This is a genomic window from Bacillus basilensis (assembly GCF_050630465.1).
GTDB classification, from domain to species: domain Bacteria; phylum Bacillota; class Bacilli; order Bacillales; family Bacillaceae_G; genus Bacillus_A; species Bacillus_A basilensis.
The window spans coordinates 50,888-69,757 of the sequence record NZ_JBNTQO010000023.1; the positions used below are offsets into that span (position 1 = coordinate 50,888).

Annotated in this window: 22 protein-coding genes and 2 pseudogenes; 21 read left to right on the forward strand and 3 right to left on the reverse strand. The window is 36.2% G+C overall.

Going from position 1 to position 18,870, the window contains the following annotated elements; all coding sequences use genetic code 11:
* The first annotated feature begins 2 nt into the window (after nucleotides 1-2).
* The 11 genes from ACQVV1_RS26690 to ACQVV1_RS26740 all read left to right on the forward strand — a co-directional run bounded on the left by ACQVV1_RS26690 (nucleotide 3) and on the right by ACQVV1_RS26740 (nucleotide 10,878).
* The gene (locus ACQVV1_RS26690) at nucleotides 3-845 is read left to right on the forward strand and encodes a replication-relaxation family protein (protein WP_431169769.1); all 843 of its coding nucleotides are present in this window, start codon (nucleotides 3-5) and stop codon (nucleotides 843-845) included.
* A gap of 231 nt (nucleotides 846-1,076) precedes the next feature.
* Nucleotides 1,077-1,451 carry a hypothetical protein gene (locus tag ACQVV1_RS26695; RefSeq protein ID WP_431169770.1) on the forward strand — a complete coding sequence of 125 codons (375 nt, stop codon included), beginning with the start codon at nucleotides 1,077-1,079 and terminating at the stop codon, nucleotides 1,449-1,451.
* On the forward strand, nucleotides 1,448-1,705 hold the full coding sequence (locus ACQVV1_RS26700) for a hypothetical protein (RefSeq protein WP_341069576.1): 258 nt from the start codon (nucleotides 1,448-1,450) through the stop codon (nucleotides 1,703-1,705). Before ACQVV1_RS26695 ends, ACQVV1_RS26700 begins: the two co-directional genes overlap by 4 nt.
* Nucleotides 1,706-1,718: 13 nt before the next feature.
* The gene (locus ACQVV1_RS26705) at nucleotides 1,719-2,705 is read left to right on the forward strand and encodes a conjugal transfer protein (protein WP_431169771.1); all 987 of its coding nucleotides are present in this window, start codon (nucleotides 1,719-1,721) and stop codon (nucleotides 2,703-2,705) included.
* 17 nt (nucleotides 2,706-2,722) lie between these two features.
* Nucleotides 2,723-2,968 carry a TcpD family membrane protein gene (locus ACQVV1_RS26710; RefSeq protein ID WP_000481966.1) on the forward strand — a complete coding sequence of 82 codons (246 nt, stop codon included), beginning with the start codon at nucleotides 2,723-2,725 and terminating at the stop codon, nucleotides 2,966-2,968.
* Between the two features lie 27 nt (nucleotides 2,969-2,995).
* Complete coding sequence (locus ACQVV1_RS26715) at nucleotides 2,996-3,544, forward strand: TcpE family conjugal transfer membrane protein (RefSeq protein WP_431169772.1); 549 nt, start codon at nucleotides 2,996-2,998, stop codon at nucleotides 3,542-3,544.
* Nucleotides 3,504-6,074, forward strand: coding sequence for an ATP-binding protein (locus tag ACQVV1_RS26720; protein WP_431169774.1), 2,571 nt, complete (start codon nucleotides 3,504-3,506; stop codon nucleotides 6,072-6,074). The genes ACQVV1_RS26715 and ACQVV1_RS26720 overlap by 41 nt, the downstream gene beginning before the upstream one ends.
* A gap of 57 nt (nucleotides 6,075-6,131) precedes the next feature.
* Nucleotides 6,132-6,641, forward strand: a complete 510-nt coding sequence (locus ACQVV1_RS26725) for a hypothetical protein (protein WP_431169775.1) — start codon at nucleotides 6,132-6,134, stop codon at nucleotides 6,639-6,641.
* A complete protein-coding gene (locus ACQVV1_RS26730; protein ID WP_431169776.1) occupies nucleotides 6,638-9,271 on the forward strand; it encodes a CD3337/EF1877 family mobilome membrane protein in 2,634 nt (877 codons plus the stop codon). Before ACQVV1_RS26725 ends, ACQVV1_RS26730 begins: the two co-directional genes overlap by 4 nt.
* A gap of 56 nt (nucleotides 9,272-9,327) precedes the next feature.
* Nucleotides 9,328-9,726 carry a hypothetical protein gene (locus ACQVV1_RS26735; RefSeq protein ID WP_431169777.1) on the forward strand — a complete coding sequence of 133 codons (399 nt, stop codon included), beginning with the start codon at nucleotides 9,328-9,330 and terminating at the stop codon, nucleotides 9,724-9,726.
* 27 nt (nucleotides 9,727-9,753) lie between these two features.
* On the forward strand, nucleotides 9,754-10,878 hold the full coding sequence (locus ACQVV1_RS26740) for a peptidoglycan DD-metalloendopeptidase family protein (protein WP_431169779.1): 1,125 nt from the start codon (nucleotides 9,754-9,756) through the stop codon (nucleotides 10,876-10,878).
* Between the two features lie 214 nt (nucleotides 10,879-11,092).
* On the opposite strand, the gene ACQVV1_RS26745 is transcribed toward ACQVV1_RS26740, so the two are convergent.
* Nucleotides 11,093-12,208 (reverse strand): RNA-guided endonuclease TnpB family protein, encoded by a 1,116-nt coding sequence (locus ACQVV1_RS26745; RefSeq protein WP_431169780.1) that lies wholly within the window; start codon nucleotides 12,206-12,208, stop codon nucleotides 11,093-11,095.
* A gap of 226 nt (nucleotides 12,209-12,434) precedes the next feature.
* On the opposite strand from ACQVV1_RS26745, the gene ACQVV1_RS26750 reads away from it, so the two are divergent.
* From ACQVV1_RS26750 to ACQVV1_RS26765, 4 genes are all read left to right on the forward strand, one after another.
* Complete coding sequence (locus tag ACQVV1_RS26750; protein WP_172555178.1) at nucleotides 12,435-13,019, forward strand: hypothetical protein; 585 nt, start codon at nucleotides 12,435-12,437, stop codon at nucleotides 13,017-13,019.
* An 18-nt stretch (nucleotides 13,020-13,037) separates the two neighbouring features.
* A complete protein-coding gene (locus ACQVV1_RS26755) occupies nucleotides 13,038-13,358 on the forward strand; it encodes a hypothetical protein (protein WP_431169782.1) in 321 nt (106 codons plus the stop codon).
* 252 nt (nucleotides 13,359-13,610) lie between these two features.
* Entirely contained in the window at nucleotides 13,611-13,931 is a 321-nt protein-coding gene (locus ACQVV1_RS26760; protein ID WP_431169783.1) for a hypothetical protein, read from the forward strand.
* Between the two features lie 31 nt (nucleotides 13,932-13,962).
* Nucleotides 13,963-14,175, forward strand: coding sequence for a hypothetical protein (locus ACQVV1_RS26765; RefSeq protein WP_431169784.1), 213 nt, complete (start codon nucleotides 13,963-13,965; stop codon nucleotides 14,173-14,175).
* Nucleotides 14,176-14,267: 92 nt separating this feature from the next.
* Here ACQVV1_RS26765 and ACQVV1_RS26770 read toward each other — a convergent pair whose 3' ends face one another.
* Nucleotides 14,268-14,552: a nucleotidyl cyclase domain-containing protein gene (locus tag ACQVV1_RS26770; protein ID WP_431169786.1), complete on the reverse strand. Its 285-nt coding sequence runs from the start codon at nucleotides 14,550-14,552 to the stop codon at nucleotides 14,268-14,270.
* 23 nt (nucleotides 14,553-14,575) lie between these two features.
* A complete protein-coding gene (locus tag ACQVV1_RS26775; protein ID WP_431169788.1) occupies nucleotides 14,576-15,016 on the reverse strand; it encodes a hypothetical protein in 441 nt (146 codons plus the stop codon).
* 139 nt (nucleotides 15,017-15,155) lie between these two features.
* On the opposite strand from ACQVV1_RS26775, the gene ACQVV1_RS26780 reads away from it, so the two are divergent.
* The 6 genes and pseudogenes from ACQVV1_RS26780 to ACQVV1_RS26805 form a co-directional block, all read left to right on the forward strand.
* Nucleotides 15,156-15,473 (forward strand): PadR family transcriptional regulator, encoded by a 318-nt coding sequence (locus tag ACQVV1_RS26780; protein ID WP_086396036.1) that lies wholly within the window; start codon nucleotides 15,156-15,158, stop codon nucleotides 15,471-15,473.
* Nucleotides 15,460-16,026, forward strand: a complete 567-nt coding sequence (locus ACQVV1_RS26785) for a DUF2812 domain-containing protein (RefSeq protein WP_431169790.1) — start codon at nucleotides 15,460-15,462, stop codon at nucleotides 16,024-16,026. The genes ACQVV1_RS26780 and ACQVV1_RS26785 overlap by 14 nt, the downstream gene beginning before the upstream one ends.
* Before the next feature lie 806 nt (nucleotides 16,027-16,832).
* Complete coding sequence (locus ACQVV1_RS26790; RefSeq protein ID WP_431169792.1) at nucleotides 16,833-17,717, forward strand: Rpn family recombination-promoting nuclease/putative transposase; 885 nt, start codon at nucleotides 16,833-16,835, stop codon at nucleotides 17,715-17,717.
* Nucleotides 17,718-17,728: 11 nt separating this feature from the next.
* Nucleotides 17,729-17,949: pseudogene (locus ACQVV1_RS26795) on the forward strand (Rpn family recombination-promoting nuclease/putative transposase); the annotation flags it as partial.
* Between the two features lie 55 nt (nucleotides 17,950-18,004).
* A pseudogene (locus ACQVV1_RS26800) lies at nucleotides 18,005-18,112 on the forward strand (Rpn family recombination-promoting nuclease/putative transposase); the annotation flags it as partial.
* 597 nt (nucleotides 18,113-18,709) lie between these two features.
* Nucleotides 18,710-18,870, forward strand: a 161-nt coding sequence (locus ACQVV1_RS26805; RefSeq protein WP_136986484.1) for a replication initiation protein, incomplete at its 3' end; no start/stop codon positions are given.

Below are 18,870 nucleotides of genomic sequence, written 5' to 3' on the forward strand. Positions count from 1 at the left end.
CTATGTGCAGTATGTTGTTATTGGAAGAAGACCAAAACTTACTCATGGATATACACAATCACATCTATGTTGATATGGAGTATATAACAGAAAAAGTATATCCGAACCATAAGAAAAAATCAGTATACTACCGTTTGAATCGTTTGGTACAAGAAAAATATTTAAAAAATGAATTACTACCCATACCTGTTTCAAGAAACCAGGTTCGTAAATCTGGAAGACCGCAAAACGTATATACGCTTGCGGCAAAGGGAGTAGAAACAGTTTGTGGATTAAGAGGGAGTGTACATTGGAAAAGTAGTTGGTCCCAACGTTCGGCATCCTTTGTGTATCACAGTTTAATGTTAGCAAAGATTGAATGTGCCATGACATTAATATCGAAGAGAGAAGAAAGATTGGAACTAAAGGAATGGATTAACGAACCGCGGGCTACATTTCAATATGCAAAAGGAAAAAATCGCGTCATACGCCCAGACGGGGTTGCGGTAATTGGATTAAAAGAAGCGATTGATAAAAACATTGGTGTATTCATGGAAATGGAACGTTCTTACGGATCAAAAGAAGTATTAGAAAAAAAGATTATCCGTTATAACGATTTCATGACGCAAGAAGGAAAAAAGGCAGACTATCGGACACATGCTGGTATGGGATATGAAATACCGATATGGCGCCTGGTATTTGTTGCAGGTAGTGAAAGTAGGGAAAAAGAATTGATTCGCTACTTAAAAGGCGTAAGCAGTCCAGAAATTCCAGTTTATATCACACTGTTTCAAGATATATTGCAAGACCCATTCGGGAATATTTATCTGAATATTCAAAATCAAAATGAGAAAGTGAGGTTCTAAGAATGTGTTTCGGTTTATTTTATCGATAAGCGCCAGTATTTTTCTGTTAGTTGTCTTTTCAGATTGGTTATTTGAAAGAGTACCAGAATCACGAGAAGCCTGGGAAGCGGTGAAAAGTAAAGTGGTGGAAATTTACTATACGCAAGGATGGGAAGGCGTGTTACTTCTCTTCCTGGTGGTAGTGGGAATATGGAAGATGGCCGATAGTCGATCATGAGGGGGAGATAAACGATGTTTACACATAAAAACACTTATGAAAGAGGAAATGTGGGAGAAGTTGAAGCTCAATTTCTAGTGGAAATCTATGAGGGAATAGGTTGTGAGGAAGTACATGAGATTTGTTTATCTCAAACAGATGTATATATGCAGAAATTTTATCTGATGGAAAACGGAAAAATTATCGAAATAGAAATCGGATTAGATACAGATGAACTGGAATGGAAGTGTGATGGAGTAGAACTTACAAAAGACAAAGCCAGGTTAGAAATTGAGCGTGAAATCAGCTGTTATGACATGTTCCAACAAGCAAGGATAGACAAAGGGTGGATGTTCAAAGAAAAAGCACAAAAGTTTCTCACAGTTTTAAGAGAAAGGGAGAGTGCATGATGGATGAATTAGAAGGTTTAGAGTTTGTAAGGGCGTTTCGGGCTACAGATGGGGCGTCCTTTGAAGTAGGAAAGGATACAGGAAAACGGTATGTGGTTCATGCTAGATTCCCATATATCACAGGTAGTCAAACGAAATTCAACAATTTTATCAATTATGCAAGAAATGAAATAAAAGATGAATCAACCGCGGTTGGCATGGCTTCATTCGCTTGTGATTGCTACGAACGATCTTTACGCCAGTACCGAAATTGAAAGGGGGATGAATATGGTTCAAAAGGTGAAACAGTGGTTTGCAAAAACATTTGAAAGTAAACAGGGGAAGGCAAGGACAGCCACAAAGATTCCTTCCTATAAAGGCCGCTTAATTGGAAAATGGGCCTTTTGGCTCCTGTTTTGTTGGATGCTGATTGTATCCATCACAACCGTAGTAAAAGGAAAGGGAGATACACAAGCAAAGGCTAGCACCATTCCAAAAGAAGTCACACAAAAACAAAACCTTGCCACACGTCCAGAAGCGATTGAGTTTGCGCGCGGATTCGCAAAAGAATACTTTACTTGGCAAAGAGGGGATGAAGGCAAGAAGAAGCGTTCAGAGCACTTACAGCTCTATGTACCGAAAACACTTGATCCACAAGTTGGTTTGGATTTTGCAAGTATACAATGGGATTCCCATTTTCTATACGCAACTGTATTAAAAGTAGATGAGGTCACAGATAAAGAAGCAAATGTAATTTTTAAAGTGAGATACAAATTAAGCCGCATGAAAGCAGATAATAGCGGACCAGAGGATAAGGAAGTGATCCAGCAAGTGTCGGTTCCTGTTCAATCAGATGGAAAGGCTTTTGTGATTAGTGGATTCCCTCAAATTGTCAAGGTGAATGAAAAAGCAGAAGTACCAGAAGAAAAAGAAGGAAAAGAAGGAAAAGAACGAGAGGAAATTCATGAAATGACTGTAAAAGAAGACATTCGAGAATTTTTGCCAACCTTTTTTAAATCCTATACTACCGCAACACAAAAAGAGCTCGCGTATGTTTTGGCCAATACAGATATTAAAGGATTAGAAGGAGCCATGAAATTTGAAAATGTACTTTCCTCGAAGATTTATCCAGGAAAAACAAAAGGCACATATGAGGTACAAACAGAGGTTTCTATGATTGATCCACATTCTGAATCGAAAATGAAAACAGGTTATACGTTGTTTGTCAAACAAGATGGAAGGCAATGGATCGTAACAGACTTAAAAACAAAATAAGAGAGGGGCATGTGTATATGTTCAATATAAATCACTTTGTGTTAGGAATTGGGTTGGAAGGATTTTTCGAAATGATGAAGACACAAGGAACATACGCGTTATATTGTGCGTTTATCATTGTTATCTTGATTGTAGCGGCAAAGCGCGCATGGGGAAAAGCGATCACGTTAATTGTTGGCGGCGGGATAGTTGTATTCTTCATTAACAAACCAGATGCATTAAAAACAATCGGAACGTGGTTAGGCGGATTGTTTGGCGTCTAAGTAAGGGATGGAAAGGAAGAGGGCTACATGAAGGAAAAAGAATCAAAATCTATCATTGTCTATTGTTTCGGAAGCTATATGAACTATATGCGAAGACAGTACGAAATTATGGGGTACCGTCTTCCGCGTGCGGTTACATGGAGGGCACTTGGTTATTTTGCGGCGGTAGAAGCGGGGCTTGTAGCCTTCCGCTTCCTTCCTCCCTTTAAATGGATATTTGGAGATATGATCGATCAAGTTTGGCTCATGTATTATGGTGTGATTCCTCTTTTCCTCGTATGGGGCGCGGATAAATATAAAACAGATGGAAAATCACTTTTCTCTTTTGTTCGGTCCTGGGTTACATTTCGTTTACGTAAACATCAAATTAGCCGATTAGTGACCTTGCCTAAACTAAAAAAACATGTGATTCGTGGTCATGTGTGTGTGCAATATGACGTTAAAGATATACCAATCGTACATTCATCTAGTGAAGAAGAGAAAGACATACACGCTTATAACCTAACATTTTTACCCCAAAAGGAGGAAATGAAAGATGTTGAAAACGATGAACAGATCACCATTAAAGCACGTTGAAAAGAATTTAGCGTTTAGTACAGATGGAAAAGTATCCGCAGTATATGAAGTAGACGGATTCGAATACGATCATCAAGACGAAAGCACGAAAAAAATATATTATCGCAATCAACTCGCTCTTTTTACCCATCAAGAATATGATGTCCACTTACTTGTGATTCCTCGTACAACAAATTCAGATGAAATTCTGGATGAACATATTTCCACTTTAAAAGGGCCAATGGCACCTACAGGACGCTTTCTTTTCAAAAAAGTAAAAGAATATTTACGAAATGCGGCCATTGCGAAAGAGAACATGGAATATCGCTTTTTCGTTTTAGTACAACTGAACATGGAACAGAAGGAAAGACAAATTCGTAACCCTGTCGTAGAAACATGGAAGTTTATGAAGAAGATAAGAGAAGGCTTTGCAGAGACAGCTCAAAATATATCGGGTATGAATGTGACGGATATTTTAGAAGAGGAAATTGAAAATTATTTAGAAGTAGAAGACGTGTTATTTAGCCAGGTTAGAGGGGCCTTTCATAATACAAGACGTGCGAAACCATCTACAACACGCTTTTTATTCCATCATAACTTTAAACGTGGCATGAAAGAACTGAATCGGGACCAAAACTGGAAGGTAGGTTCTACAGTTACGTTGCAAAATGAAGAAGGAAAGGCGGTAAAAGTACGCCGCCCAGATTTACAAGAAATGATCCAATTAACGGATACGGTGATTGATGAAAGCCCAGGACGTTCTCTTATACTCGAAAGACAAAATGAAGAAGGGGAAATTGAAACCTCTCATGTTGCTTTTCTTGCGGTGAAAGATATGCCCGAAATATCGGCGTTTCCTGGTGGAGAGTGGATTTATCGCATTCAATCGCATTCGTTAAAGTTTCCTGTTGAAATGAGTATTCGAGCGTATCACTTAGAAAACCAGATGGTCACACAAAAGCTCTCAAATAGTGAATTGGAATTAAACGATCAACGTCAACAAGCAATGGTAGGTGGTCGCACAACAGATTTAACAATTGATCGTAAAGCAAGAGGCGTCAAAATTGTAAAAGATCGATTTGAAACAACAGGAGCACCTGGATATGAACTAAGTGTACTGTTTTGTGTATATGCCGAAGATGAAAAAACATTAAAATCACGCGTCAATACGCTCATTACAGAATATCGCAAAATGAAAATTGAATTGGTCAATCCATTTGGAGAACAGTTAGCATACTTCTATGAGTTCTTACCAGGTTCTAAACGTTATAATACGGATTTCAAATTGTTTGTGGAGCCAGGTGTACTTGCAATGGGCATGTTCGGGGCCACAACACAAATTGGTGACAATCAAGGATTTTACATTGGAAAGACAAAGAAATTAAATCGTCCTGTTTTTGTTCGTCCCGAACTAGCGGCGAAAGCATTAGATAACATTGTGACAGCATTTGAAAGTTTATCGGTTATGTTCGCGGGGCAAACAGGGAAAGGGAAATCGTTCCTAATGAACTTACTCGCTTTCTGGATTGTTATGAGTGGCGGAAGGGCATTTATCATCGATCCTAAGGGGGACCGCACAAGATGGCCCGAATTATTGCCAGGGTTCAATGAGGATACCTTGCAAGTATGGACGCTTGGGAAGGATAAAAAGGATGCGGGCTGTTTAGACCCATTCCGAATAAGTGCAACAATAGAAGATGCAAAGAGTTTAGCACTTGAAATTTTAACGTTTCTATCGGATGTAGGATTAGAGGATATCCGATATGACTATTTATATAAAGCGATTGAACGAGTAGCAAAAAAAGAAGACGCATGTTTAACTTTGGTTCGTAAAGAACTAGAGGAAATGAAGAAAGAACCTAACTTATTACCAACTGAATTAGAACGATTAAACGCTCTTACAAATCGTTTAGCAACCTTAGAAGGCATCCAGCTAGGAAACTTATTGTTTGGTAGACCTGGTCAAGATTATCGCGTATTAAGCCTAGAACGTCCATTACAGGTATTACAAATTCAACATTTACGCATTCCGAAATCAGAGGAAAAGAATGAAAGTGTTACAGATAAATTATCTCGTAGTATCTTAATTGCATTAGCGGCATTTGGTAAATCCTTAATGCATTCCGATCGTAGTATTTTCAAAGTATACCTACAAGATGAGGCATCCAGTATTTTGAAAAATAAAGAGGGTGCGGCGTCTTCTGACAAAATCATTCGAGAAGGACGTTATCACAATATCGGATTGTATTTAGGAACACAAAACGCATCCGATTATCAATCTGAAAATAAAGAGGTTGCAAATGTGGGTATGAAGTTCTGTTTTGCGCTGAAATACGATAAGGAAGCGGAAGAAATGTTACGTTACTATAACCTACCGGTCACAGAAGAAAATATCTTGATGCTACGTCAATTACGACGCGGCGAAGCCTTATTCCAGGATATTTTCGGCCGAACAGCGGTTGTAGAAATCGATCCTGTTTTCCAAGAATTAAAGACTGCATTTGATTCCTCTACAAAAACTGACGAAGAACGAGCGCAACAATTGGCGTAATTCTTATTACAATACAGATAAGGGTATTATGAATTATCTGTATATAGGGGTGGAACGATGAAAAAATTACGTATGTTATCTGGATTATGTGTAGCAGGAATGTTAATGGTAACGGGTGTTGCGGGTTGCTCAAATGAAACAAAAAGTAATGCGAATCAACAAGAAAGTCAGAAACAACGTGATATAAAAGAAGCGGATAAAGCCGCGATGGATTATGTAAGAGCTTATATTGAAATGGATTCAAATAAGATTAATGATTTGTCATATAAGAAATATGATTTAGGTAAAGATGAAGTTATGCATCCTGATGCTAGCAAAGGAATGAAAGAACGATACGACTTATATCGATATGATTTGAAAGAAAGTGAAAGTGAGTATTACTATCGTGTAAAGTATTTTGATCCTGTAGAAAACGCCCAAATGGGAATAAAGTTAAAAATGATAAAAGACAAAAAGGACGGAAAATGGAAAAATTACGAATGGAACTGGGATGGACATAATAGTTTAGATTCTATTGTGGGAAGTATAAAACCAGTTCATGTTCATAAATGGGGGCAAAAGGAATGAAAAAACTTTTCTCTATTTGTATGATTCTTGTATTCTTTTTACTACCGTTAGGGTCCCAGGTGGCCCTAGCGGAAGATACAAAAACGGAAGAAAAACAGGAACAAAAAGGAGCACGAATCTCTGAAAATCTATTTAGTGGATACACAGATGGTATTTACAAAGATAAGTATTATGAAATTGATACGTACCAACCAAAAGAAGATGAAAAAAATGTATTTCAAAAGGTTGGCGGGTACTTGTTTGGTGATGATAGCGTAGGGAAAGACTTGCAAAGAATGTTGTATACAACTTGTCAATGGTTTGGAAATATAGCGTTTCAGTTAAATGTGATTCTTGGCCAATTAACAATCTTTTTAGTCGATCAAGCGTTGAACTTGGATATCGTAGATGCTGTAGCGGATAAATTAGGAGCGGCTATGCAAAATATTGCTGGTATTGAAAAAGGTGGCTTTCTATCTTCTGGGCTATTTCCAGCAATTATTGGCATTGCATGTGTGTTATCAGCTTGTTACGCAGGCTATATTTTCTTTATTAAGCGCCAACCATCAAAAGGTTTAAGTGAGTTAGTGAAAACAGTACTTGTTATTGCTTTTATTGTTACGTACATTGGAAACGCAAGTACGATTTTAAAGAGTGCGAATACGATTAGCTCTGAAATTAGTGTGACAGTATTAGCGAAAGCAACAGGAACGGTTGCGGGTGATCCAGGGCGTTCCAAAGCGGATGCAATCTTTTCAGTGAAAAAGCAGATTTGGGATTTGTTAGTTGAACGACCATATTTATTTTTACAGTATGGGGAAGATTCAAAAGAAAAATTAGGTGCTCAACGAGTAGATGAATTGTTAGCGAAACCTTCAGGAAAAGATCGTGATGACTTGGTACAAAAAGAAGTGAAAAAAGGAAACCAAATGATGGTCATTTCCTCTGTAGGAGAGCGCCTTGTATTTACAATCATGTATTATGTCGTGAATACATTCGCAGGTGTTCCAGTCATTGCGTTTTGTTTACTAATTGTAGCATTCCAATTATGGTTCCTTGCCATGAGTATTATCTCACCAATCGTCATGGCGGTGGCTCTATTACCAGGACATCGTAGAGTAATTGAAAGTTGGGCTTCACAATGGATTCGCCCATTAGCATTAAAAATCTTTATGTCTGTTATGCTTGTCATCATCTTTACGATAGCAGAACTACTATACGTTTTACCAGAAGCGGGCGTTGCAGGATATGTGTCTACAATGACTTTCCAAATTCTTGTTTTCGTTCTTTGCTATCTGTTTAGAGGAAATATTGTTGCGGCCTTTAGTAAAGTACGTGGCGTGTATGAAACGGTCACAAATATATCCCTTATGACTGAAAACTTTGTAGATAAAGGAAAAGAGTACGCTGGAAATACAATGTCTTATATTGGAGACAAAATGGGAGCACATTTTAACAGCGCGGCTGAATTAGCGGCGGCAGGCGGCCAGTTAGAAAATGCAGGGACAGACGACGAAAAGGCAAAAACCAACCCGTTAGTGCAAGCCAATATACCGAATGATTTACCAAATAATCAAGCGGAACAAGAAAAAGAAGAGAATCAAAAGAAAGGCAACCTTATTTCCTTACAGGATCGTGATAAAGATGGGAATTTACCACAGCAAGGAGAGGAAGGAAAAGAACAAACGTTACCAGGTGAGGAAGAGGCGCCAATGCAACAAGACCTTATCAGCTTAGATAAAGAAGCATTAGAACAAGAAATGGAAGGACAACAAGAAGGAACAGAGGTAGAAGAGCCAGAAATGGAGGCTCAACCAGAGCTTGTATCTTTAGAAGATGAGGAAATCCCAACAGGGGAAGAAACACAAGCTGGTATGGAGGCTTATGAAGAAATTCAAACAGAAGTACCACTAGAAGAAATTCCGACTGATATAGAAGTACATGAAGATGTACAACAAGAAGTACCAGAACAACAAATGCCACTAGAGGAAGTTTCAAACGATATGGAGGCATATGAAGAGATTCAAACAGAAGTACCAACACAGGAACTTCCATTAGAGGAAGTGTCACCAAATCATGAAACATTTGAAGAAATCCCATCCGATATCCCACAACAAGACATTCCAACAGAAGAAATTCCGATGGATATTTCAAGAGAAGAGATACAACCAGAACAGGAAACTTCAACAAATATTCCACAACAAGAAATCTCAACGCCAATTGAAACAGAGGCAAATGAACCTTTAATACCAGATACAATTCGTGCAGATGTAAATGAAGAAGGTGTCATTGTCCCTCATACACCAGAAACAACAAGTGCAGATATTCCAGATGCTATTCCTGCAAAAGTGAATGAAGCGGTGGAAATTGTCGCAAAAAATACTCATATAGATGTCGAGTCAACTATACAAAACGAAAATTCTTCTGACTCATTTATCCCAATGGAATCCATTTCCTCTTCTGATTTAACACGAGTAAATGAGAAAGAAGTAAGCAAAAATGAACCGATTCAAGGAGAAGCGGAAACAATCGATACACCAGATATACAATATGGAGCTGTAGCCGCGGGAAGTGAAAACTGGATGCCTTCTACTGATTCGCAAAACTTAGAGAACTTAGATGATTTGGAGCCACCAAAAAAAGATGAGTAGAGTCCTAAACTTTTAGGACTTTACTATTTTTTTACGAAAAAAGGAGCGATATAGCTATGAAAAACTGGGGATTAACGTGTATGAAAATGGTGAGTATCAGTATTTTTCTTTGTATTGGGTGTTTGGGATGGATGAACATAATCATTCTTTTCGTACAGAGAGAATGGCCGACAGATTTATTAGGATGGATTGGTTTAGGATTACTTATCTGGTATACGCTCATTCTTCTAACTCTCCAAATTATCCATAATGAGTTACGTTGCTCTATTGATGACAGGGCCAAACTAGCCTTTTTCATTTGGTTTGTAGGAATCGGTCATTTTGGATTATTAGACTTTATACAAAAACAGCAATCTATTGTTTTAACGTTACTATTTCAGGTTTTTGCGATTATACCTATTCTTTTGGCCCTTACATATGGGCTGATTGTTCGAAAATATTCCAATCAATCTTGATACATGTTGTAAGGGGGAAGGGATGATATGAGACCAGAAATAAAAGAAGTCGTAGACAAAGCGATACAAGAAGATATTGCACAAGAACAAAAAAAGAAGAAAAAGAAATCCTGGTTACTGACATTTCTTTTTGGGAGTTCTACTTTCACGATAGGATTGTTCGTCTGTATTGGATTTCTTTTATTTATCGTTTTGGGGCAAGGCATTGGCAAAAAAGAAGAGGAAGCGCCAGCAACCATCCCAAGTAATGGAATGACGGTTTGTCGGCCAGGTGGAAAAACAGTGGCACCAGAAGAATTACAGCCCCATTTAGGAGGCGTTTTTACAGGGAAAGCACAAGCCTTTTTAAATGCAGGAACACAAAACCAAATCGATCCCGTTTTATTAGCGGCCATTGCGAGATTGGAAACGGGGAACGGGACTTCTAACGCAGTAAAGAACTATAACAACCCTGGGGGCCTCATGGACCCTAGTAGTTCACAAATGAAAGGTTTCATGAAGTTTGCCACTTTGGATGAAGGAATCAACGCTATGGCGCGAAACTTATATAAAAACTATATCGGTATGGGGATTACAACCATAGAAGCAATTGGAGCGAAATATGCACCACCAGGCGCCGCAAATGATCCGCATGGCACAAATGGTTTATGGCCAGTATTAGTAAAAAAATTTGTGGCGCAAATGGGCGGCCTTACTTTCAATTGTGAAGCGGGAAAGCCAGGCGGCGTTGTAGATACTGGATCAGCAAGCTCACAAGGATTTATTCGTCCTATCGCTCAAACGACGATTACAAGCCCATTTGGACCACGCTGGGGCACCATTCATAAAGGTATTGATTATTCTTGTCAGGACGGTGTCACCGCAATTGCCGCGTCGAAAGGTGGCGTTGTAGAGTTGGCGGAATTTGGCGCTTCCGGTTCGGGTTTTGGCGGATACGGAAACGTGGTTGTCATCAACCATGGGAATGGATATTGGAGCCTATACGGTCATATGTCATCCATTACTGTACAGAAAGGGCAAAACATTGGAGTCGGTCAACAGGTAGGCGTTTGTGGAAGAACAGGGCAAGTAACAGGGCCACATTTACATTTCGAAATTAAAACAGCCTTTAAATTCGGGCAAGTCGACCCAGCACCATATTTGCCGAAATAAGTAGAAAGAAAGGGAGGATTAGGGGTCAACTACCCCCACTTAACGACATTGCGGTCTGTTTGAAGTGGGGGGGCGTCTGCAAAAATTTTACAGTGCTTCTACCCTCATAGAGAGCAATTACGCTTGTTCCTACCCAGTAATACTAACGAGCAATGCTCTCCTACCTTAGTGTGGTGGAACATAAGGACGGTTGACTTCGCCCCTACCACAAGAGCTATACTCCTGCGGTAACTACACCAATATGTTCAATTCCTTTACAGTGTAGATTCATTGCACCAATACGGTCATCATTTGATTGGTATTGGCAATTGTTACACTTAAAAGTGTGTAGCTTTTTATTACGATTCGCTTTCTCAATGTGTCCGCACCTAGGGCAGGTTTGAGAAGTATATTTTGGATCTACCACAATTACCATTTGTCCATTCAATTCAGCTTTATACTCAAGCATTTGACGGAATTGGTAGAAAGCCCAAGACACAGAAACATAGCGGTTTTTCACTCGTACTTTTTCTGTCGCAGAACGAACACCTGTTAAGTCTTCTAAAACAAACATAGTACCTCTAGGATATTTATCAACGAGTGCCTTTGTAATTTGATGGTTTACATCAGTTACATAACGGTTTTCTCTTGAACCAATTTGTTTTAATTTCTTACGAGAAGATGATGTTTGTCGTGTTTGTAATTGCTTACGAGTAGCTTTAAATTTACCACGCTTATGCTTAACAACATTTCCGTTGTAGAATGTTGTTTTGCCTTGGCTATCATAAGTGGTCGCAAGGAAGTTGATTCCTAAATCAATACCAACGATATTATTTACATTTGCGAGCTCTAACGCTTGGTACTCTTTTGTCATCGGAATGTGTAAGAACCACTTTTTGTATTTATGTACTAATTTAGCAGTACCAAATCTCCAAGTACCGTTGAAGTATTTCTTCATAGCCTTACGCTCATAATTTAGTTTTAGGCGACCTTCAAGCGTGTTTACACTAAATTGGTTTTGGGTTAGTGAGTAATCTCGATTCCAGACTAAATCATATTCTGCAAGTTTGAATTCAATCAAAGACCATTCATGTCCATTTGATTGAGCCGACTTGTAACGAGCGATTACAGTTTTCATCACAGATTGAGCCATTTGGCTTTTTAGCCCAAATTGATTTCGTAAATCAGAATAATATAAGTTATTGAGATTTACTTGATTAAGGTTTTTTGTTTCGAATATGTGCTTTGATAACCAATTACAAGCCTTGCGGTAAGCGTTAGTTGTTATCTTTAGACTTTCAGCTTGATTATCGGAAACATGGATTTGTATTTTTGCAGTAATTCTAGGCATTATTTTCACCACCTATCACTAGTTAAATTGTAACAGATTTTTAGTGAAATTAAATAACTTAAATAGAGAAAGGAGGAGGCAAGGTGGAAGTTTCAGATACTTGATATGGTACAAAATCTTACGATTTTTAATGTACCATACCGTATCTGACGGCAATTCCTCCCCCACTTATCGTTGAGTTACACACTTCACATCATTGAAGTGGGGGTATCCTTGCCGATTTTAGATGAAACAAGGAATCGTTGGTTTAGTAATACTTGTATTAGTGGGTATCAGTGTATGGTTATGGAATCAAAATCGCACTTTACAACATAAAGTCGAGCAAACGGAAAAGAAATGGACGGAACAAGTAAAAGAGCTAAAAACAGAGAATCGAGCATTGGAAAAGCGCGTAACAGTTTTAACAGAAAATACCCAAGATAAAGGGCAAGAAGTAGCAAAACAGTTTGTAGAGCTGTTAATACAGAATGATAACAAGCAAAAAGAAAAGCCAGGATTTGAAAAGATTAAAGAAATGATAACAGGGGAAGCACGAAATAAATTATTAAATGCGCCAGAGGATGCACATAACCATATAGAAGATGATGGCTCTATGCACATTCAAACGAAAGCAAAGATAACAGATATGTACTACATCAAAACCGCTGATAATAAAGCGGATGTAACGGTTAAATATGATTATCTTGTAACGGTTGATGGAACAGAACAACAAGAAAAACACACTATGAAATTAAATTTAGTATTGGAAGGTGAGAAATGGTTTGTAGAAAATTATGAGTTCCAAATCAATACAGGAATTGAAGGACCGTAGGGAAAGGAATGAGGGGAGTTGGTAAATCAAAATGTATTGCATCATATCGGGTATGAAATATTGCAAGAAACGTTTGTATTGATTCGAAATGCATTTTCCTATTCAAGCCAAGATGAATCCAGTGTGACATATGTACGAGAAATTGCGGATGCCTTGCATAATATCCCGCATTCGATTCAGAAACAGCATGATACATTTTTAGAATTTGAGTTCAAATTGTTAGAAGAAACATTAATGCAGATGGACTTTGGAAAGGTTGCCGCGCAAAACATTCCCTATTTTAAAATGTATGCGGCATGTGTACAGCAATTGTTACAGAAGCGCTATAAAGAGGTTTAATCGAGTGGAAATGGAGATTAAAAATTGTTGGCGCAACATTTTTTACAGAATTTTCAATCGGATGTGTTGGAAAACAATGCATATATGATTTTCAACATAAAAAGTTTCCCTTTCAGAAAAAATGACGCTTCAAATTCGTCTGTAATTAATTTTAAATTAGTTATTAATACATTTGGTATTGAATAAGATTACATCTTTTATTCGGCCTTTCAAGTGGTTCAAATGAGTTTTTAGAGAAAAGGGGGGGTGAGGGTGATTTTTTTAAAAGTCATTGCATATATTTTGCTAAGTATAGGAGTTTGTACGCTTGTTTTGGCAGGAATTGCCGCGATTGTAAAGAAACAAATGATAATCGCAAATATAAACCTATTATTGGCCATGTATTATTTTTGTTCGGGAAGTCTTCTGTATTTGTGCACGTTATGGGAAACACAAGATATTTTCCTACAAGCCTTTTTGATTTTAATTGTGGGAATTGCGATTATCCGATTAAGAAAAAGCTGGTATGTACCGCAAATGCGTACCTATCTTCAAAAACAACAGGAGCAAGCGACAAATAAGAATGATCTGTGAGGAAATCCATGAAAAAAGGAGTGGAGAAATCTTGATACATCAATATGAATTGAACTTTTCAGTGATGTATAGTGGCAAGGTAACAGGCTCACAATCTACAATTATTCCAGCAAGTTCTTTAGAGGAAGCAAATGAAAAATTACAATCGGAAGTAAAGCGGCGATTAGGAAAATGTATTATAACAGTGAATGAGGCAAGTTTATGTGTTTCCGAAGATAGTCGATATGCAATCGAACAGAAATAAAAGGGGAAAAGCCTTGTTTATACAACAAGGCTTTTTATTATTTTATGAGCCTTTTATATAAAAAAGAAGAGATGTATTATCTCTTCTGGTAATTACCATGTTGTTTTATTTTTTGCAGCATCTTTTTCTTTCGCATCTGTTAACCATTTATCCATATCAACATGGACAACATTTCCATAATAATATCCTTCAAGTAAATGTTTTGTCATTAGCCCTTGATTATGTTCGCTTAGGTTATTATAAAACAATTCAGTAGCTACAATTGGGTATGAAACATCTTTGTTCGCTTTTCCGCACATCTTTGATGCTTGATTAACAGCATCTCCCATCCATACAACATCGTTTATTCCTGAACCATTATATCCAGCTTTAATCATAAGAACGCGTTCGTACGCTAATCCTATCCCAGCTTTAATAGGCTTGTATCCTTTTTTTTCAACTTGTAATTTAAGATATCAATAAGAGAATTCATTTTAAAGGCTATAGCGAATACTTCATTTATATCCGCCTTATAAGGTGTTTCAAAAATTGCTGAAACGCAATCCCCCACAATATTAATTTCCTTACACAAACTCGAACCGTTTATTATAGCAACCATTTCACAAATATACGCTCTATAAATCTTAGCTAGAACACGTGGTTGATGTAACGTAGGTAGTTTAGATGAATCCCGTAAATCAATAAATAATGCTGAATATTTTACATAATATCCATTTGTATAAGTTAGATCTTCTCTTTTTGGGATGCTATCTTTTTCTTCAAATAAACTACTAGAATCCAAGATTTCACCTATACGGTCCAAACTTTTTTCGAACTCATAACTTTTGTGGTTAGATTTCAAATTAATTCCCCCTTGTTATCAAGCTATTTACTTTAAGTTCATTTGACTAATTTTGAAAATGTTGTTGACTATTCAGTTGAACTGTATTAAATTATTATTAAGTTGAACTATATAGTCGAACTGAATAAAGGGTGAGGATATGAAACATAAATTATTGCCGTTGTCGGAAACCATGCATTATATTTTATTAGCTATGCGTGAACCACTCCATGGCTATGCCGTAATGCAGGAGATAGAAAAGATAAGTAACGGTACTGTTATTTTAGCAGCTGGTACATTATACGGTGCGATTGAAAACTTGAATAAGCATGGTTGGATTGAACCTGTTGGAGAGTTAGGTCGAAGAAAAGTTTATATGATAACTGCAGAAGGCAGCGCCATTTTGAAGATGGAACAAAACAGGTTATTACATATTTTATCCCTGTACGAAGGAAGTGAATCTAATGAAGATATTTAAGATGTTTTTTGATATTGAAAAAGAGGAGCAATGGATGAACGAGCAATTACAAAAAGGCTATCGTTGTACAAATATTAGTGGATTTGGAATATACACTTTCGAAAAAACTGACAAGAGATATGTTATGCGACTTGATTATCAAGATTATTTGCCAAAGAAAAAGTTGGTTGAATACAAAGGGATATATAAGGATTTCGGTTGGAACTATATAAAGGGGCCCTGGCTTAGTGGAATACGGTATTGGCAAAAAGTAGATAATAATCAAAATGAAATCTTCTCGGATCGCCAATCAAAGGATAATTATTATAAAAGATTAATGAGTTATTCATTTTGGTTTGGTACGCTGTGTTTAGCTTATTCTTATATGTTTTACAAGGGTTCGGGATTATATCATGAAGGTCTTTGGAGTATGAAAGATTCATTATTTTGGAAGGCATTTTTATTTGAAACTCCATTTGTCCTTGTGAAGTTGTCTCCCACACTTCTGTTTGTTTTTTTTGGTAGCAGTTTCTATAAAAATTATCGAAAGTATTCAATGTTAAAAGAAAAATAAACGTTTTTGAAATCTTCCAGAATCGGGCGCGATTCTGGAGCAAACACAGGTAGAAAAATGATTAAACTTTTATAAAAAATTATTCACTAGTAACAAATAACCCAAGCATTTTGATCGAAATTTTTCAAAATGTTTGGGTTTCTTCTGTTGAAAAATCAATTTTTGTAATATGCTTTTGATTAAGATTTATTACAAACCAACAGCATTCACGGCAAGCTTATGGGTTCATAATTTATCAACGGCAAAGATATGCTTCCTTTAGCAGCAACTTTATGGGTAAAGTCATATCATTGAACTAAGCTACGAAAATGAATTTTATCAATACGAGTTTTTTATTTTACATATTAAAATTGAAGTACCCTTTCAATGCATACTGACCCCTTTACAAATCGTGAAGGGATTTTTTATTCAATAAATGAGTTTTACAAAAGATACAAAATGTTAAACTTATAAAACCCCTTGATATCAGTATTTATGCATGAGATCAATAGGTCTTTATTTGGATATTTAATGGTGTATTTTACAAATTATAAAAAGATATAAACTTAGTTTTATTTTTAAAATGTAATGTACTATCTTGAATATGTTTATGTATTGGCATTTTTATTTGTATTTTGTATATTAAACGTGAGTTTTCCTTACAGTAGGCAATCTTTCAATTTCTATGAAAGCCAACTAATCTGTTAATTATGTATGGTAGCAAACAAGCTCTTATGTCTACGGATATAAGAGCTTGTTTGCATATGGATCACTCTTTTATGTACAATGAAAGAAAAACATCATATGAGGTGGGGAGATGAAAACCCATGTCCAACCAACAATTAGTAAATTTACGTATTGATTTTGCTTTTAAACAATTATTTGGCACAAGTGGAAATGAAGATATTTTAATTGCTTTTTTAAATGCTATGTTGCAAGGTTCTTTAGAATCACCTATTGTTTCTTTACAATTAGAAGACCCACACTTGCATCGAGAACATGAAGAGGATAAATTATCGATTTTAGATATTTCTGCAACATTAGATACAGGAACAAAGGTAAATGTAGAAATACAGCTGAATAACAATCATGACATGATTAAGAGAAGTTTGTATTACTGGGGAAGGCTATATGCATCCCAACTAAAAAAGGGAATGCCATATAGCTCTCTTCATAAAACAATTACGATCAATTTGTTAAATTTCGTTATGTTTCCTGAATACGAGGCATTCCATACAACAGGAATCCTATGGAATCAACAGCAACAAAAGAAGTTAAGTGATGATATAGAAGTTCATATTGTGGAAATTCCAAAACTCATGCAACAGTGGCGGAATGAACAAGTAAATCCCTGGGAAGATTTGTTTGTTCGTTGGTTATTATTACTTCCAGCGAATGAAGATGAACATTTAACCCAAACATTGGAGGATATTGCGATGAACCAAGACCCTATTTTACAAAAAGCGATAAATAAATGGGAACGTATGAGTCAAGATTCTTCTTTCCGACAAGCATATGAAGCAAGGGAAAAAGCTCTTATGGATGAGGCTGCAAAGTTTGCTTATGCAGAACAAAAAGGCATTGAAAAAGGTATTGAACAAGGAAAGATACAGCTTATTCGTGGTATGCACAAAAACGGAATGCCAATAAAAGATATTGCGAAATTTACGAACTTATCTATAGAAGAAATACAAGAAATTCTTGAATTATAAATGAAGAAATGAGAACGTATGAGTCGAGGGAAAAAGCGTTGATGGATGAAGCCGTGAAATTTGTTTATGCTCGTAATAAAGAAAAAAAGAAGGCATTCAAGAAGGGGTTCAGCAAGAGAAAATACAAATGATTAAAGGTATGCATGAGCTTGGTGTGCCAATTGAAACGATTGCAAAAGCAAGTAAATTAAGTATAAAAGAAGTTAAAGATATTTTGAGGGGAAATTCATAATAAACAACTAAGAAAGCAGATTGAAAAATTCAATCTGCTTTCTTAGTTGTTACAATTTATTCTTTGGTTATTACTATTTTTAGCGAATGGATATGAAAAATCAGCTCAAACATTGGAGGATATTGCGATGAACCAAGATTCAATTTTACAAAAAACAATAAATAATATTTAAAATTTTTATTAATATATAAAACAAATAAACAAGCCTAATTTACTATGTTTGTTTGTTTTATATATTTTTGTTTTATATGTTTTATATGTTTATATGTTTTAAGGATATATAATCCTTTGATATATAAGGGTTTTTAAGGCTTAACTATAACAAAAATGGTTTTAAAGATAACAAATTTGGTTCTAGCTATAACAAAAATGGTTTTAAAGGTAACAAATCTGGTTCCTTTATTATAACAAAAATGGTTTTAAAGATAACAAATCTGGTTCTAGCTATAACAAAAATGGTTTTAAAGGTAACAAATTTGGTTTCTTTATTATAACGAAAATGGTCTTAAAGATAACAAATTTGGTTATGTATACGCTGAACCATATTTGTTAGTATTTGATTAAAATATACCCTTTCCAAACTTGTTTACATAACTATATTATATGTTTTAAATGAAATTAATCTGAATTCCTTTATGAAAATTAGAAAGCATTTAAGGAAAACTAAAATTTGGTTATTGAAAATTAACTATAACAAAAGAGGTATATTTGTTATAGTTATTATAGCAATAAAGCTGGTAAGGAAAGGACGTATGTAGATATGTCTCTAAAACAAGATTTGCAGATTAAAGAGAATAATATTGTTTCGAAATCTAATACTTTAATTGAAGCAAATTCACGTTTGAATTTAGTAGAACAAAAGATGCTGCTTTGCTTGGCAAGTAATATTGAACCAAGTGATCGGGATTTTAAAACATATAC